Genomic DNA, 15308 nt, shown 5'->3' with positions numbered 1-15308 from the left:
GAATCAGTGACCACTATGACGACGAGTGTGCAGCAATACACCTACGCGGCGCTGCAGGTCGGTGATCGGGTTGAGACGACCAGTCGGCTGAATCACGACGACATGCGGGTGCTCGGTGAGGGGCTGTGGCCGGGCACCATGCTGATCAACGCCGTCTGCACCGAGCTGCCCGGTCCGGGGACGATCCCGGTGGCGCAGGAGTTGACCTACCACGGCACGGTCGGTCTGGGCGATACGGTGACGATTGAGCTTGAGGTCGTTGCCAAGCACGACGCTGAGGCGCAGGTGGTGATCGCTGCAAGGGCGACGCGCGACGATGGTGAACTGGTGATCAGCGGGCGAATCACGGTGCGCCCACCACAGGAGGGCTACGACAACGGCGCCCCCGATTCGTTAGTGGCGTCGACGACCCGTGGACGGCGGCGGCAACTCCATCGCTTGCTGCGGTTGGCTGATGATCTTGAGCCGATGCGGGTGGCGGTGGTCCATCCGGTCGATGCACTATCGCTCCACGGGGCGGTGCAGGCGAGTGAGCATGGTTTAATGGAGCTGACCCTGGTCGGGCCCGAGCATAAGATTCGGGCCGCAGCGGAGGAGGCCGAGATCGATCTGCGCCGACTCGCGATCATTGATGTCGAGCACTCTCATGAGGCCGCCGAGGCGGCCGTCGACCTTGCGCGCCGCGGCGAGGTCGAGGGGATCATGAAAGGTTCGCTGCACACCGATGAGCTCATGGGGGCGGTCGTTAACCGGCAAAAGGGGCTGCGCACCGAGCGGCGCATCAGCCACGTCTACGCCATGGATGTGCCGAGCTATCCGCGGCCACTGCTGATCTCCGATGCCGCGATCAATATCGCCCCGAACCTCGGTCAAAAGCGCGACATCTGCCAGAACGCCATCGAACTGGCCCACGCCTTGGGGGTCGAGCTGCCGCGCGTCGCCATCCTCTCAGCGACCGAGTCGGTCAACTCCGAGATCCCATCGACGCTCGATGCCGCCGCGCTCTGCAAGATGGCCGATCGTGGCCAAATTCATGGCGGCCTGCTCGATGGGCCGCTGGCCTTCGATAACGCCATCTCCGAGAGTGCTGCGCGGACGAAGCGGATCGAGTCGGCGGTGGCCGGTCACCCCGATATCTTGATTGCCCCCGATCTCGAATCGGGCAATATGCTCGCAAAACAGCTCTACTACCTCGCTGATGCCGAGGCGGCTGGCATCGTGCTCGGGGCGCGGGTGCCGATTGTGTTAACGAGCCGGGCTGATGATGTCATCGCTCGTTTGGCCTCGTGCGCCATCGCCCTGCTCGTGGCCGATCGTAAGCGGCGAGGCTTAGCGCACCTGTGACGTTGAGCGCCGCTTGCTCATCCCGGTACGCTGAACGCTGAATAAGCACAATCGGCCCAAGGAGGGCACTGTGGCGGACGCCATCCTGGTTCTCAACGCCGGCTCGTCGAGCCTAAAGTTCGCTGTCTTTACCGCGGCAGCGCTGCAGCCCTATCTGCGCGGGCAGGTCGCTGGTATCGGTGGCGAAGGTGCTGAGTTACGGCTGACGCCGTTGACTGCCCAGGCCGCCGCCCTGGCCGGTGCGCCTAGCACGCCCGGTTCGGCGGAAGGGGAGGGAGCTGATGTCGGCACCGCCCGCACCGCCGCCGAGCAGCGCCACGCCCTCAGCGCCGAGGCGGGCGCAGACACTGTCGATCACCGCCAAGCGCTCGAGGCGGTGCTCGGCTGTCTGGAGGCGCATCGCGACGCCGTAACGCTGATTGCTGCCGGCCATCGCGTCGTCCACGGCGGGGTGCACTACCACGCACCGGTGGCGATCGACGCCGCCGTACTCGCCGATCTACAAGCGCTGGAGCCGCTCGCCCCGCTTCATCAACCGCACAACTTAGCGGCGATTGCGGCCGTGCGCCGTCTGGCTCCGCAGCTGCCGCAAGTGGCCTGTTTCGATACCGCCTTTCACCGGACGCAGCCGGCCGTTGCGCAGCGCTTTGCCCTGCCGCGGCGCTACGCCGAGCAGGGGATCTTACGCTACGGCTTCCACGGCCTCTCCTACGAGGGGATCGCGGCGCGTCTGGCGGAGATCGATCCGCCTGCTGCTGCCGGTCGCTGTGTGGTCGCGCACCTCGGCGCCGGGGCGAGTCTCTGCGCGCTGCAGGGCGGGCGCAGTGTGGCGACGACGATGGGCTTCACCGCGCTCGATGGAATGCCGATGGGGCAGCGCTGCGGCACCATCGACCCAGGCGTGGTGCTCCACCTACAGCGCGTCGAGGGACTGACCCTGGAAGGCATGGAGCAGTTGCTGTATCGTGAATCAGGGCTGCTCGGGCTCTCCGGGCTCTCTGCCGATATGCGCCACCTGCTTGAGAGCGACGACAGTGCCGCCGCCGAGGCGGTCGAGTTCTTCTGTTACCGTGCGGTGCGCGAGATCGGCAGTCTGGCGGCGGCGCTCGGTGGCCTTGATGCGCTGATCTTCACCGCCGGTATTGGTGAGCACGCCGCCCCGGTTCGCGAACGGATCATGGCCGGTTTGAGCTGGCTCGGTTTAGAGCTGGATGCCGCTGCGAACGCCGGCCACGGTCCGCGGCTGACGACGGCGCAGAGTCGGGTGCGGGCGTGGGTGGTGGCAACCGACGAGGAGCATGTCATCGCTGCACATACCCGTGCGCAGGTTTGTCCGCCCCCGCCCGCAGACGCGGCGGGCTAGGGATTTAGGCGGGCTAGAGAGCTAGGATCATGGCTGACCGCTACCCGGAGACGCTTCATCGCAATGTCGTGGCTCGCTCGCGGCTCTTTCGGGTCGAGGCGATCGGGCTGCGCTTTAGCAACGGCGTTGAGGTCGAGTACGAACGCCTCGGTGGGAGTGCAGCCGGGGCGGTGCTGGTGGTGCCGATACGCGCCGACGGCTGCGTGCTGATGATCCGCGAGTACGCCGCTGGCACCGAACGCTACGAACTCGGGTTGCCGAAGGGGCGGATCGAGGCCGGCGAGGCGCGTGAGCAAGCGGCCAATCGCGAGTTGATGGAGGAGGTCGGCTACGGTGCCAAACGTTTGACTCATCTGCGCGATCTGACTTTGGCACCGGGCTATTTTGGTCACCGCACCCAGATCGTGCTTGCTGAAGAGCTCTATGAGCAGCGCCTACCGGGCGATGAACCCGAAGCGATTGAGGTCGTGCCGTGGCCGTTGGACGACTTGCCGGGGCTGCTGGCGCAGCGTGAGTTGACCGAGGCGCGCTCGATCGCGGCGCTCTACTTGGCGCGCGACTATCTGCTGGAGAAGAAGAGGTCAGTGTGAAGCGATCTGCTGTGCAAGGCGACGCTCGATTAAACCGCTTAGAAGAGTCGGAAGCGTGGCAGGCGTGGTTGGCTCCGGTGCGCCGGATTGCCGAAGCAGCCGGTGAGCGTATCCTTGAGATCTACCGCAGCGGTGAGTGGGAGGTGAGCGCTAAACCGGATGAGACGCCGCTGACGCGGGCCGATCGGGCAGCGCACGAGGTGATCGCTGCCGGTCTGCGCGAGCTGACCCCGGAGCTGCCGCAGCTCTCGGAGGAGGGCGATGAGGTTAATGCGCAGACGCGGCGGCAGTGGTCGAGCTACTGGCTGATCGATCCGCTCGATGGCACGCGCGAGTTTATCAAGCGCAACGGCGAATTTACCGTCAACATTGCCCTGATCAGCCGTGGTGTTCCGGTGCTCGGTGCGGTCCACGCCCCCGATCTGGGGGTGAGCTGGGCGGCGAGTGCGCCGGGGCCAGCGTACCGCTTCACCGCATGCCACGGCGAAGAGTTGGGCGAAAAACAGGGCGAGGAGCGGGGCGAAGAACGGGGCGAGACGATTCAAACGCGCCGCGCCCGTCCGCCGTTGACGGTCGTGGTGAGCCGCTCCCATCTGGACCCGGCTGTTGCCGGTCTGCTCGAGCGCCTGGGTGAGCATCGGGCGCTGTCGGTCGGCAGCTCGCTGAAGATCTGCCGAGTCGCCGAGGGGAGCGCCGATCTCTATCCGCGCTTCGGTCCGACGAGCGAGTGGGATACCGCGGCCGCGCACTGCGTGCTGGAGGCGGCCGGTGGTCGCATGGTGGATGTCGGCCTGGCAGAATTGCGCTACAATTCGAAACAAGGGCTCCTTAACCCCGATTTTCTCGCTGTCGGCGATCCAGAGTATGCCTGGGCTGAGTTGACCGCAGGCTTGCCGTGGGAGCGGCGTCTCGATTGAGGCGATCGTACGATTCACGCCGACTGTGGTGGGCCGTTGCCAAGCGCCACTGGGTTGGTTGAGTGGGGTCCGGAGTTGACAAGGCCGTTGCTGGCAGCTATTTTCCGCGCAAACGTCGCAGAGAAAATCCATCGGCCCCGTCGTCGGCCCCAGAGGGCCATCCATTCCGCCCAGGTCCGGGACAGTCTGCATCGACCGGCTCCCCTGTGAGTGATCCCGGACTCCAAATCGAGCGGCCATACGCTGCCGCGCTATGATCCAAAAAAAGCTGGAGGTTACCAACTGTGAGCGACAACGCTATCGTGCACGCCACTGATCAGAGCTTCGAGGAAGACGTGCTCAGGGCGAGTGAGCCGGTGCTGGTCGATTACTGGGCCGAGTGGTGTGGGCCGTGCAAGATGATTGCACCGATTCTTGAGGAGATCGCCGGTGAATACGGGGAGCGGCTGCGGGTCGTCAAACTTAACATCGACGAGAACCCGGAGACCCCGCCGAAGTATGGCATTCGCGGGATCCCCACGCTGATGCTCTTCAAAAACGGCAATGTCGAGGCGACGAAAGTCGGCGCCTTGTCGAAATCGCAGCTGACGGCCTTCATTGACAGCAATCTCTAATCTGCGAGGCGTGATGCGCTTCGGCTTGGCTGATGCGGCGGCGTGGTTCTCTGAGAGCCGCACGCCGAGCGATTGGCGAGTGCGCCTGCCCCTCCCCCGTACACGAAACAGATCATGAATCTCACCGAGCTCAAGAGAAAACCTGCCACGGAACTACTGGAAATCGCCCAGTCGATGGGCATTGAGGGCTATGCGCGCTCGCGCAAGCAGGATGTCATATTCGCCATTCTCAAGGCGCATGCGAAAAATGGCGATTCGATTTACGGCGACGGTGTACTTGAGATCCTGCAAGATGGCTTCGGTTTTTTGCGTTCGGCGGATGCCTCTTACATGGCAGGTCCGGACGATATCTACGTCTCACCGAGTCAGATTCGCCGCTTTTCGCTGCGCACCGGTGATACCATCACCGGCAAGATTCGCCCACCCAAAGACGGCGAGCGCTACTTTGCGCTGCTCAAGGTCGACCAGATCAATTACGAGCCGCCCGAGGCGGCCAAAAATAAGGTTCTCTTCGAGAACTTAACCCCGCTCTTTACCCGCAATCGGATGCGGATGGAGCGCGGCAACGGTTCGACCGAGGATCTGACCGCCCGGGTGATCGATCTTGTAGCCCCGATCGGCAAAGGGCAGCGCGGCTTGATCGTCTCTCCGCCGAAGGCCGGTAAGACGATGATGCTCCAGAACGTCGCCCAGAGCATCAACGCGAACTTTCCGGAGTGTTACCTGATCGTCTTGTTGATCGACGAGCGGCCCGAAGAGGTTACGGAGTTCGCCCGATCGGTGCTCAGCGCCGAGACCGTCTCCTCGACCTTCGATGAACCGGCCTCGCGCCACGTCCAAGTCGCCGAGATGGTGATTGAGAAGGCTAAGCGGCTCGTCGAGCACAAGATGGACGTCGTTATCTTGCTCGATTCGATCACCCGCTTGGCCCGCGCCTACAACACGGTTGTACCCTCCTCGGGTAAGGTGTTGACGGGCGGGGTCGATGCCAACGCCCTCCACCGGCCGAAGCGGTTTTTCGGCGCTGCTCGAAATGTCGAGGAGGGGGGCAGCCTGACGATCTTGGCAACGGCACTCGTCGAGACCGGTTCGCGCATGGATGAGGTGATCTACGAGGAGTTTAAGGGCACGGGCAATATGGAGCTGCACATGGATCGGCGGATCGCCGAGAAGCGCATCTACCCGGCCATCCATCTCAATCGCTCCGGAACGCGCCGTGAAGAGTTGCTGATGACCCCCGAGGAGCTGCAGAAGACGTGGATTCTGCGCAAGCTGCTCCACAATATGGACGAGGTTGCCGCCGTCGAATTCCTCCTCGACAAACTCAAAGAGACCAAGACCAATGGCGAGTTTTTCGAGGCTATGAAGCGGTGAGCCGTGACCGAGGCGGGCGCTGGCGCGGGCGGCGGTGGTCGTCGCCGGCGCGGTGGGCGCTCGCCGCGGTTGCAGCTGTCTTGCTATTGCCCCTCCTTTCTGCTCAGGCCGGCCCCTCGGCTGGTTCGCTGCAGGGCAGTCTGCCGCCGGCCGCGTCGTTCTCGCCCGCGTCGTTCTCGCCTGTCCACTCTCGCTCCGATTTCCACGGCCATTCTCAAGCGTATTCCTCCGCCCAGTCCAATACCAAGTCCAACGCCCAGTCCAACCACCAAGCTTCCAGTCGCTGGCACGCTTCCCGTTACCAGAGAGAGTCGGTGTCGCCGGTCGGCGGCGGGGTTGATCTCGCCTTCCGTGCCGAGCACCTGCGCAGCGATCACTGCTACGCCGCTCGTTGTCGTGAGCAGCGGCGCAAGCGTGTCGGTTTCGAGCTCTATGAAGCGGCGCGGGTGCAGGTGCAGCCGGGGCTGTTCGGTGGCTGGATTCGCCTTCGGCAGGACGACCCGCGCGACGATGTGCGTCTGCGCTTCGATGGCCACTATCTCGGAGTCGGGCTGCGCAGTCACCTCTTTGCCTCGGCGCCGCTCTCGCTTTTGGCCTCGACGTCGCTAACGTGGTACTCGGTCAGTGGTGATGCGGAGGCGGGTGAGAGTGAGATCGAGTGGCTTGAACTCCTCGGACGCTTTGGGCCTGTGGTGCGTCTTGGGGATCTGTGGCTGCATGCCGGGCTCTCCGCGCTGCGCAGCGACGGCGATCAAGATTGGGCTGATGGCGCCTCTGAACACTTTCGTGAAGATCGGAACTACGGCGGTTTTGCGCGCCTTACGGTGAGGGTCGACGAAACCGGTTATGTGGGGTTTAATCTTGAGGGAGGGGCGCGCGAGGGTTTTTCCGTCGTCATGGGCCGGCTCTTTTAGCGATCGTGATGCCGGTTGGGTGACTATGGGCGGTTGAGGAGCGGTGCGATGGTCAAGCAGCGGTGGTGGTTGCGGGGGCGGCGGCGATGGCGGCGCTGCGGGCCTGCTCAGGTTGCAGCAGGCACAGCGAGCAGTTCCGGGGCCGACCTGGGCCTGGGCCTGGGCCGGCGCTGGCGTGGCGCAATGTCGATCGGGGTGGTGACTTTGACGCTGGCCTTGACGTTGGCCTTGTTCGGCATGGCCCTGGGCGGTTGTGCCAATGGAGCGGAGCGTGCCGCGCAGCAGGCCGAGGCTGAGCGCGCTGCACAGGAGGCCGAGCGCGAAGAACGCCGTGAGCTTGAGCGCAGCAAGCGCGAGGCGCTTGAGCGGCTGCGCAAAGAGCGCGAGCAGCAGCAACGTGAATAGCGTGAACAGCGTGATTAGCGCTTTGTGTGCTCTGAATCGCCCGCTGCACCTAGTGCGGCGGTGGATGTGGTTGTCGACGCTGAACCTGAACCCGAAGCTGACACTGAAACCGAAACCGTTGCTGGGCGTCGTGGCGCTGATGGTGGCACTGCTCGGCGCGACACTGGTCGGCTGTGCCACTTCGGGCCGAGAGGCGCAGCCGCAGAGCGCCGATGCGCTGTGGGCACAGGCGCGTGACGAGGAGCGTGCCGGCTACGCCTACGGCCACGGCCTCGGCGAGACCCCGGAGGCGGCCCGGCAGGCCGCCCTCTACCAGCTCGCCGGTCAAGTCGTGACGGCGATTCGCGGGGAGCAGCGCGAGGTCTATCGCAGTCTGGAGCGGCGCGGCGAGCTTGGCACACCGGCCGGCGATGCCGTCGAGCGCCTTGAGGAGCTGGCGTTTGAGTCGACGGTCGCCTCCTTAAGCCACGTTGCGATTGCCGGGGCCGAGGTGGTGCGCGAACAGCGCGCCGCGGAGGGTTGGGTGGCAACGCTGCGCGTAAGCGATGCGCGGATGGAGCGGATGCGGGCCGAAGCCGCTACGCTGGCGCCAGCGCTGGCGCAGTTTGAACTGCTTGAGGCGACCCCGGTGAATCGCCCTGGGCTGCGCCTGGACCGCGCCATGAATGGGCTCGAAACGGTGCGACGACTCGATCTGGAGAAGCGTCGGCTCTACGTTCCAGAGCGAGGCGAGACGACCTTTGCGGTCTACTTTAACGAGAAGGCCCGAAGTGCCGTGGAGCGAATGCGGGTCCTGCCTGTCGTCGATACCGGCAGTAACACAGAACGAAGCACAGGACGAAGCGGCGAAGCGGAGCGGGTCCGTTTTATCGTGATCGACGATGAGACGTTGCAACCACAACCTGGGGTTGCGCTCACCCTCGCTGGGTATCGCTTAGTGACCGACCGTGAAGGCTGGACCGGGGCGTTGCGCCTCGACGATCTCTCCTCGCAGGTAGAGGTGATCGCTGAGCGTGGCGGGCGGCGCGAGGCGTTATTGAGTCGTGAGCAGCGACGGATCGATACGCTCTATCCGCGCCGCTGGCGCGAACTCGAAGAGGCGACGCTCTACTTGCACAGTGAGCCGCCGGGGAGCGTGATCGAACTCGATGGCCGCGGATATACGACGCCGGCGCGGGTTGCCGTTACTCCCGGGCGCAGCTATAGGCTGCGTCTTCTCGGCAGTGACGAGCACCGGGATGAAGTGCAGCGTATTGAGGTTGCCGCCGGTTCGCCGGCCGCCTTTTACAGTGTCCGCCTAACCGAGCGCCGCTTCGGTGAGCTCGATCTGCGCACTCAAGGGCGCAACACCCGCATTCATATTGAGGGGCACGAAGGGTTGAGTGCCGCTGCAATCCGCCGCCCGGCCGAAGCAGGGCGCTACACGGTGCGGATTTCGCGCGATCACCCGCGCTACCAAGAGGTCATCGATGAGATCGTCGTCGAACCGGGGGAGCGGGTGCAGCGGGTCTACGCCGAGCCGCTGGATCGTTACCCCTTCTACTACGGCTGGCTTTGGGGTCTGATGGCCGGGGTGACCGCTGGTGAGCCAGGGGACCGCTATCGAGTGCCGGGGCCTGATGGTGAGATCGACTACATCGACTTGCCGCAAGCGCACGAAGAACTCGAAGAGATCGCGCGCATCGTGCCGAATCTCCAGCTTAGCGGTGTGGCTGCCTACTTTGCCCGAAGTTGGCCGCTGCTGGCGACCGGCAGTCTTGGTTATCGCTATGAGCGTTACGAGGTCGATGTACTCGACAGCAACGACGATACGACGAGCAGTGATACGGTCGATCTGGGGAGCTGGCAGCTCACCGCGGGGGCCGGGTTGTGGCGCCCGGTCGGCGTCGGCGTCGGCTGGTTGACGCTTAACTACGCTTGGGAGCAGTCGCGTTGGGGCGACAGCGGGGCCGATATCAGCATGCCGGGCGGCAGCGCCCAGCGCGACTACCTCTTTATAGAAGCTGCTGGGCGCTACGAAATCTGGAGCTTCGGGCTGCGAGTCGCCGACTTCGACGCCGGCCCCGGAGTGGTCGGTTGGCTCGGTATCGGCGCCTCACAGCTCGATGCCAATTATCAGCGCCCGGCACAGGTCGAGGCCCGTCCAGGGGTGCACTACCACTGAATGACGCTCCCGGCTACCAGTGGTGGCGGACGCCGACACCGTAGTTGACTCCCTCAATGTCCATCGCCGACCCGGCAACGCCGTAGACTTGGGTGTTGCGCTCCGTATCGAGGAAGTAGCCGACCTGCAGGCCGATGTCGAGCCACTCGTCGGCGCAGCCCTCTTCGCACGCGGCGGTGCGATCCTGGTAGTCGAAGTCGTCGTACTTCAAGAAGGTGTGGACGTAGTGCTGCCCAAAGTCGAGTTTGATCGGCAGCAGGATGCGCAGGAGATCGCCGTGGAGGTCGCGATCGACGTCGATATCGAGCTGCTCGACTTGCGCACCGATGCTCAGTAGGTCGTTCGGCGTAAAGAGGACGCCGACGAGCCACGAGCTATAGACACCACTGCCACCGGCACCGCTGTCATCAAGCGCACCCTCACTCTCGTAGGCGGCGTTGAGTAGCCACTGATCGTGGCGGTAGGTCAGCGAGGTGGAGAAATCGACCCAGCTCTCCTCGCCGCCTTGTTCCTGTACGGGGCGCAGTGCCGCCTCGAAGGTCACGCCGTGAATGCGCGGGCTGAGGTAGTGCAGGGTGCCGTGCCAGCGCTGAAAGCGTTGAGCGATAAAGCCGCGACCGCGGGCGATAGCGTGAAACAATTCATCGCCGCTATCCGTCTCCGGTGTGGTAAGTGTCGTGTTCCAGCGCCCAAGACCGCTGCCGCTGCCCTCGGCGGTGTCAAAGAGCAAATTGGCGCCGGCAAAGAAAGGAAGATTGGCCCGCTTATGCGGAGTGTCGTGGCGGCCAAAGCGCAACTCGCCGAAGGTCGCGTGCCGGAGCCCGCCGTAGGTGTTGCGAAAGCCAATCGGGTCGCCGCTTTCGCCGTGTAGCAAAAAGCTCTCGACTTGGTAGACGGCGGCAAGCTCGTCACTGATGGTGTAGTCGCCACGCACGCCGATGCGCGACAGATAGGCGCCCCAGTCGAGGCCGTCGGCCTCGCTGATCTCCGGGTCGAGATATTGAAGTTCGTAGCCGATTTGGCCGTAGAAGGTGAAGTTGTGGCGCTCCTCTTGGGGGTTGGCTTGGGCGCTCAGGGCAGCGCAGGCAAAGAGCGTGGCGGCGGCGTAGGGGAGTAGACGATGGGTCATAGATCGATCGGTCGTTTGGCTGGGTGTGGAGAGGGAAAATGAGTTTAATCAAACAGTCGAGATTGTATCTAAAAGATCGGATGTAATCAAAGAGACTGCTAGCGTGCAGACGGAGGCACAAAAAGTCGTGTCACAAAAAGCGGGACAGCCCCTTATGGGGGCGTCCCGCTTTGGTACTCTGACCGTCGTACCCTTCACTCGCCGGCCTGGCCAGCGGCGCGTCGGGCATCGCTCAGCGGGCCGCTGGTATCGCACCGTGTTGTGCTGACCAGCGGCCTATCGGGCAGCCCTTAGAAAGAGTGCCGCAGGTTGGCGCTGACCGTCATGTGGGTCTCGTCAGCGGCGATATCACCTCGTTCGATCGACGAGGGGCCGTAGATGCCGTAGGCGTGTGGTGTCACGTTACGGTTCTCGTCGTTGAGGGTTGCAGCAACGGCGAAGCGCAGTTCGGTGCGCGAGCTGAAGATGTGGTCGTAGCCGGCGGCGATCGTGGTGTAATCAAGGTCGTCGCCGTCATCCATGTGCTGCGTGACGATGCCTTTGACGCGGCCCGTATTGCCAAGTGGCATCATCGCGCCGAGCGCCACTGCGCTGTGATCGTTATCGAAATCGTCGGCGTCGTGGCTCTGGGCCGAGAATTGGGCGCCCAGGGTCACGGCGCCGAAGTCGTAGCGGCCACCGAGAGAGAAGAGACTGATGGCATCATCCCCCATGTGGTGCCACAGGGTAGCGCCAAAAGAGAGCGGGCCTTCGGCATAAGCGGCTCGAGCGCCGACAGTATGCTCATCGGCGACACCGAAGTGGCCGGGCACAAAGCTGAACACCAGGTTGAGTGCCCCGCTCGACGGCGCAGTGTAGCGGATCATGTTATTGGCACGGCTGCCCCAGCCATTCCAGACCACGTCCCCATCGTCGTTTTCTCCCCACCAGCCCATGCTCAGTGCCCCGCCAGAGGTGCCGACCTGAGCGATCCAGTCGCGCCCCGGACCGTCGTAGACGAACTGATTGCCGAGGACCTGCCGACCGAGGGTCAGACGACCGAACTCCCCATCAAGGCCGACGTAGCTGTCGCGGACCTGGGTAATAAACTGGCCGCCGCCGCCGGAGCCTTGGACATCACCGGTGTAGGTCCACTCGAGCTCGGCTTGATAGACGGCGCTCAGGCCGCCACCTAGATCCTCACTGCCGCGGAGGCCGAAGTGCGACGAGCCGGTGTTCATGGCCAGGTTGCCGTCCTCAACTTCCCGGGGGTTGCCCTCGTCATCTACCAAGTTGTCTGCCGCCTTATACCCCTCATAGTCGACCGAGAGGTTCACAAAACCGTAGACCTGGGCGCGCTCGCTGTGGCCGTCGGCCAAGACAGCCAGCGGGGCCGCAAGGGCGGTCGCGCCAACGGCGGCAATGATCTTTTTCGTGGGGTTCTTCAACTTCATGGATGGTGCTCCTCCATCGTAGAGCGGAGTTTATTCTATTTCGTTTTGGTCTGTGGCTCTTCAGCACGCCGAGGCCTGAACCGAACGTGCCGACCACTGTACCCAGTGTAGACTGGGTTGCGCGATCCTTGACGCGACACTCAGCAACGCAAACACACACAGAATCCGCTGCTGCAATCCGTGGCTTCTCACGATTGCGGATCTGCAACTGCTAAGCGCAAGCCCTGCCCCTTTTACAGGAGAGTGACAAAGTGCGCAAGTGGCAGAGATAGGTCTTGCAGTCGCAGGCAAAGTGAACAAGAAACGGCGGGTATTTTTCGGTGTGCCTGTCCAGATTTCGCAGTTGTTTCCGCAGTTTTCGAGTTTTCGTGCCCTCCGCTACGTGGCGGGCTTGTGGGCCAATGAATGGTAGCCCGGTCGATTCAGCGCCGCCGCAGGCGAACGAAGCGTAGCGCGTATCCTGCTTCGGCCGCGCTCTCACTGGACTCTTCTTGCCACTGCGTCTCATCCAGGATGGGGAAGTGCACCGTGCCGGCGGGGGCATCGTCGACGATTGTCAGCTCAATGCGGTCGGCGTAGGGCAGCAGCTGTTCGTAGACCGTACCACCGCCGATGACAAAGATCTCGTCACCGCCCGGGGCCGCTGCGGCCAGTTGCAAGGCGTTGTCGATCGTTGCGGCAGTAAGGACGCCAGGCGGGCGGTCCTTTGGATTATGGGTCAGGACGATATGAGTGCGCTCAGGGAGCGGTTTGCCGATGGCAGCAAAGGTTCGCCGGCCAAGAATCAGCGGGTGACCGCGGGTGAGCGCCTGAAAGCGGCGCAGATCGCAGCGAAAGTGCCACGGCTGTGTGGTGCCATCGCCGATGACGCGGTTGCGGCCCATGATGGCGATGAGGACGACCTTTGTGCTTTTGGCTTTGTTTCGGCTCATCAGACGGCAATCGGTGCTGGGATGTGAGGGTGGGGGTCGTAGCCGACAAGCTGGAGATCGGCGGAGCGCGCGCAAAAAAGGTCGTTGGTCGGTGCCGAGATATGGAGCTGCGGCAGGGCGCGCGGGGTACGGCTCAGCTGCTCGCGGGCCTGCTCGACGTGGTTAAGATAGAGGTGGCAATCGCCGCCGCTCCAGACGAACTCGCCGACCTCAAGCCCGACATGGCGGGCGATCAGGTGGGTCAAGAGGCTGTAGGAGGCGATGTTAAAGGGCAGGCCGAGGAAGAGATCGGCCGATCGCTGGTAGAGCAGACAGGAGAGACGGCCTTCAGCCACATAGAACTGAAAGAGGAGGTGGCAGGGGGGCAGGTTCATCTCTTCCAGTTCACCGACGTTCCAGGCCGAGACCAAGTGGCGACGGGAGTCGGGGTGCGTGCGCAGCTCCTCAAGTAGCCGCTGGAGCTGGTCGATCTGGCGGCCATCGGCGGTTCGCCAGCGGCGCCACTGCGCGCCGTAGACGGGGCCGAGCTCGCCGTCGGCATCGGCCCACGCATCCCAGATATGGACGCCGCGCTCACTCAATTCGTGCGCGTTGGTGCTGCCGCGGATAAACCACAGCAGTTCCTCGACCACACCGCGCCAAAAGAGCCGTTTTGTCGTCACCGCCGGAAAGCCGGCTTGCAGATCGAAGCGCAGTTGCCGGCCAAAGAGCGAGAGGGTGCCGGTACCGGTGCGATCGGTTTTGCGGTGCCCGTGCTCAAGCACCTCGCTCAACAATTGTAAATATTGATCCATTCTATTAGATCCTTCAAATCCTATAATTCCTTATGAATTCATTAAGCCCCTAAAACCCCATAAAACCCTTAAGCCCTCTAAGCTGGTCAGCCCTTTAGATCTTCTTGCCCACGACCTTCGAGCCGCGGTTGACGTCGTAGAGCGCTTGCCGGGCCGCCGGCAACGCCGCCGGATCGACGGTTTGAAAGCCGCGCTCACGAAACCAGTGCTCGGCGTGGGTCGTCAGCGCAAAGAGATCGTGCAGGCCCTGGCGGCGCGCTTGCTGCTCCAGGGCGCGCAGCAGCGCTGCAGCCCGTCCACTCCCCTGGTAGCTGGGGTCGACGGCCAGGCAGGCGATCTCGCCGGCGCCTGCATCGGGCCACGGGATCAGCGCGGCGGTGGCGACGACGGCACCATCGCGTTCGGCGACCGTAAAGTGCTCGATCTGTTGCTCCAGCAGCGTCTGCGAACGCTGCGTCAGGGCACCGCTCTGCTCCAAGGGGCGGATCAGCGCCAGGATCCCGGGGATGTCGTCGAGCCGGGCGGTGCGCAGCGCCTCGAAGGGCTGCTGCGCGATCATCGTGCCGACGCCGTCGCGGGTGAACAATTCTAGCAGCAAGGCGCCATCCTGACGACGATCGAGCAGGTGAACGCGCGCCACACCGGTGCTGCACGCTTGAGCGGCACCACGCAGCAACCGCCGAGCGGTACCCGTCAGCGCAGCATGCGTTAGCGGAGCACAGGAGCACCCAGTAGCGGTGGGCGCAGTTCCGGCAGGGCTCGAATCGACGCTCGCTTCCGGATCCTGTTGTGGGATGGGCGTGGCGCTTGGCTGCTGTTTGGTGGCGGAGGGCGACGAGGCCGAGGGCGACGAGGCAGCCAGCCACTGCTGCGCCTCGCTCGGCGTCAGTTCGCGCACCGGTGTACCGTCGGCGCCGCGCAGCGGGGCGTGAGCGCTGAGCAGGATTAGCTTATCGGCGGCGAGGGCGACAGCGGTGGCGTGAGCGACCGACTCAGCCGAGAGGTTAAAGACCTCACCCGTCGGCGAGTAGCCAAGCGGTGAGACGAGGACGATGTCGCCATCATCAAGGCGGCGCTTGAGGGCGACGGTATCGACCCGCCGGAGTTCACCGGTGTATTGGTGATCGATCCCGTTGCGGACGCCGACCGGGCGGGCGGTGATGACGTTGCCGGAGGCTACACGGATGCGCAGGCCGGCCATCGGCGAGGTGGCCATGCCGGTTGAGAGCGCCGCCTCGAGCGTAGTGCGCACGGCACCGACAGCGTCTTTGACGCACTCTAGGGCGGCAGCATCGGTGACCCGCAGGCCGCGCGGGTGGGCGGAGTGGGCGGAGT

Annotated in this window: 14 protein-coding genes; 9 read left to right on the top strand and 5 right to left on the bottom strand. The window is 64.0% G+C overall.

Going from position 1 to position 15308, the window contains the following annotated elements:
• Positions 1 to 15: 15 nt before the first annotated feature.
• The 9 genes from CKO15_RS09650 to CKO15_RS09610 all read left to right on the top strand — a co-directional run bounded on the left by CKO15_RS09650 (position 16) and on the right by CKO15_RS09610 (position 9685).
• Positions 16 to 1344 (top strand): bifunctional enoyl-CoA hydratase/phosphate acetyltransferase, encoded by a 1329-nt coding sequence (locus CKO15_RS09650; protein ID WP_200195550.1) that lies wholly within the window; start codon positions 16 to 18, stop codon positions 1342 to 1344.
• Between the two features lie 70 nt (positions 1345 to 1414).
• Positions 1415 to 2707, top strand: coding sequence for an acetate/propionate family kinase (locus CKO15_RS09645; RefSeq protein WP_200195548.1), 1293 nt, complete (start codon positions 1415 to 1417; stop codon positions 2705 to 2707).
• A gap of 29 nt (positions 2708 to 2736) precedes the next feature.
• A complete protein-coding gene (gene nudE / locus CKO15_RS09640) occupies positions 2737 to 3297 on the top strand; it encodes an ADP compounds hydrolase NudE (RefSeq protein WP_200195546.1) in 561 nt (186 codons plus the stop codon).
• The gene (gene cysQ / locus CKO15_RS09635) at positions 3294 to 4214 is read left to right on the top strand and encodes a 3'(2'),5'-bisphosphate nucleotidase CysQ (protein ID WP_338036040.1); all 921 of its coding nucleotides are present in this window, start codon (positions 3294 to 3296) and stop codon (positions 4212 to 4214) included. Before nudE ends, cysQ begins: the two co-directional genes overlap by 4 nt.
• A gap of 284 nt (positions 4215 to 4498) precedes the next feature.
• On the top strand, positions 4499 to 4828 hold the full coding sequence (gene trxA, locus CKO15_RS09630) for a thioredoxin TrxA (protein ID WP_200195544.1): 330 nt from the start codon (positions 4499 to 4501) through the stop codon (positions 4826 to 4828).
• Positions 4829 to 4942: 114 nt separating this feature from the next.
• A complete protein-coding gene (rho, locus tag CKO15_RS09625; protein WP_200195542.1) occupies positions 4943 to 6202 on the top strand; it encodes a transcription termination factor Rho in 1260 nt (419 codons plus the stop codon).
• Positions 6203 to 6516: 314 nt separating this feature from the next.
• On the top strand, positions 6517 to 7116 hold the full coding sequence (locus CKO15_RS09620) for a hypothetical protein (RefSeq protein ID WP_200195540.1): 600 nt from the start codon (positions 6517 to 6519) through the stop codon (positions 7114 to 7116).
• Between the two features lie 48 nt (positions 7117 to 7164).
• Entirely contained in the window at positions 7165 to 7521 is a 357-nt protein-coding gene (locus tag CKO15_RS09615; RefSeq protein ID WP_200195538.1) for a hypothetical protein, read from the top strand.
• Positions 7514 to 9685: a peptidase associated/transthyretin-like domain-containing protein gene (locus CKO15_RS09610; RefSeq protein ID WP_200195536.1), complete on the top strand. Its 2172-nt coding sequence runs from the start codon at positions 7514 to 7516 to the stop codon at positions 9683 to 9685. Before CKO15_RS09615 ends, CKO15_RS09610 begins: the two co-directional genes overlap by 8 nt.
• A gap of 13 nt (positions 9686 to 9698) precedes the next feature.
• Here the strand turns inward: CKO15_RS09610 and CKO15_RS09605 are convergent, their stop codons facing one another.
• The 5 genes from CKO15_RS09605 to argA form a co-directional block, all read right to left on the bottom strand.
• Complete coding sequence (locus tag CKO15_RS09605) at positions 9699 to 10814, bottom strand: porin (protein WP_200195534.1); 1116 nt, start codon at positions 10812 to 10814, stop codon at positions 9699 to 9701.
• Between the two features lie 290 nt (positions 10815 to 11104).
• Entirely contained in the window at positions 11105 to 12247 is a 1143-nt protein-coding gene (locus CKO15_RS09600; RefSeq protein WP_200195532.1) for a porin, read from the bottom strand.
• 422 nt (positions 12248 to 12669) lie between these two features.
• Entirely contained in the window at positions 12670 to 13179 is a 510-nt protein-coding gene (locus CKO15_RS09595) for a dihydrofolate reductase (RefSeq protein ID WP_200195530.1), read from the bottom strand.
• A complete protein-coding gene (locus tag CKO15_RS09590) occupies positions 13179 to 13973 on the bottom strand; it encodes a thymidylate synthase (RefSeq protein ID WP_200195528.1) in 795 nt (264 codons plus the stop codon). The genes CKO15_RS09595 and CKO15_RS09590 overlap by 1 nt, the downstream gene beginning before the upstream one ends.
• Before the next feature lie 94 nt (positions 13974 to 14067).
• Positions 14068 to 15308 (bottom strand): amino-acid N-acetyltransferase (gene argA, locus CKO15_RS09585; protein ID WP_242464702.1); only part of this gene is annotated, 1241 nt, incomplete at its 5' end.

Origin of the sequence: Halorhodospira abdelmalekii, from assembly GCF_016583625.1 — a bacterium.
Taxonomy (GTDB): domain Bacteria; phylum Pseudomonadota; class Gammaproteobacteria; order Nitrococcales; family Halorhodospiraceae; genus Halorhodospira; species Halorhodospira abdelmalekii.
This window is presented reverse-complemented; position numbering and strand designations above follow the sequence as displayed.

Excerpts from the sequence above, each read along its gene's own strand:
- CKO15_RS09605 (WP_200195534.1), bottom strand. The coding sequence starts at position 10,814 with ATGACCCATCGTCTACTCCCCTACGCCGCCGCCACGCTCTTTGCCTGC.
- nudE (WP_200195546.1), top strand. The coding sequence starts at position 2,737 with ATGGCTGACCGCTACCCGGAGACGCTTCATCGCAATGTCGTGGCTCGC.
- CKO15_RS09590 (WP_200195528.1), bottom strand. The coding sequence starts at position 13,973 with ATGGATCAATATTTACAATTGTTGAGCGAGGTGCTTGAGCACGGGCAC.
- CKO15_RS09650 (WP_200195550.1), top strand. The coding sequence starts at position 16 with ATGACGACGAGTGTGCAGCAATACACCTACGCGGCGCTGCAGGTCGGT.
- CKO15_RS09600 (WP_200195532.1), bottom strand. The coding sequence starts at position 12,247 with ATGAAGTTGAAGAACCCCACGAAAAAGATCATTGCCGCCGTTGGCGCG.
- rho (WP_200195542.1), top strand. The coding sequence starts at position 4,943 with ATGAATCTCACCGAGCTCAAGAGAAAACCTGCCACGGAACTACTGGAA.
- CKO15_RS09615 (WP_200195538.1), top strand. The coding sequence starts at position 7,165 with ATGGTCAAGCAGCGGTGGTGGTTGCGGGGGCGGCGGCGATGGCGGCGC.
- CKO15_RS09595 (WP_200195530.1), bottom strand. The coding sequence starts at position 13,179 with ATGAGCCGAAACAAAGCCAAAAGCACAAAGGTCGTCCTCATCGCCATC.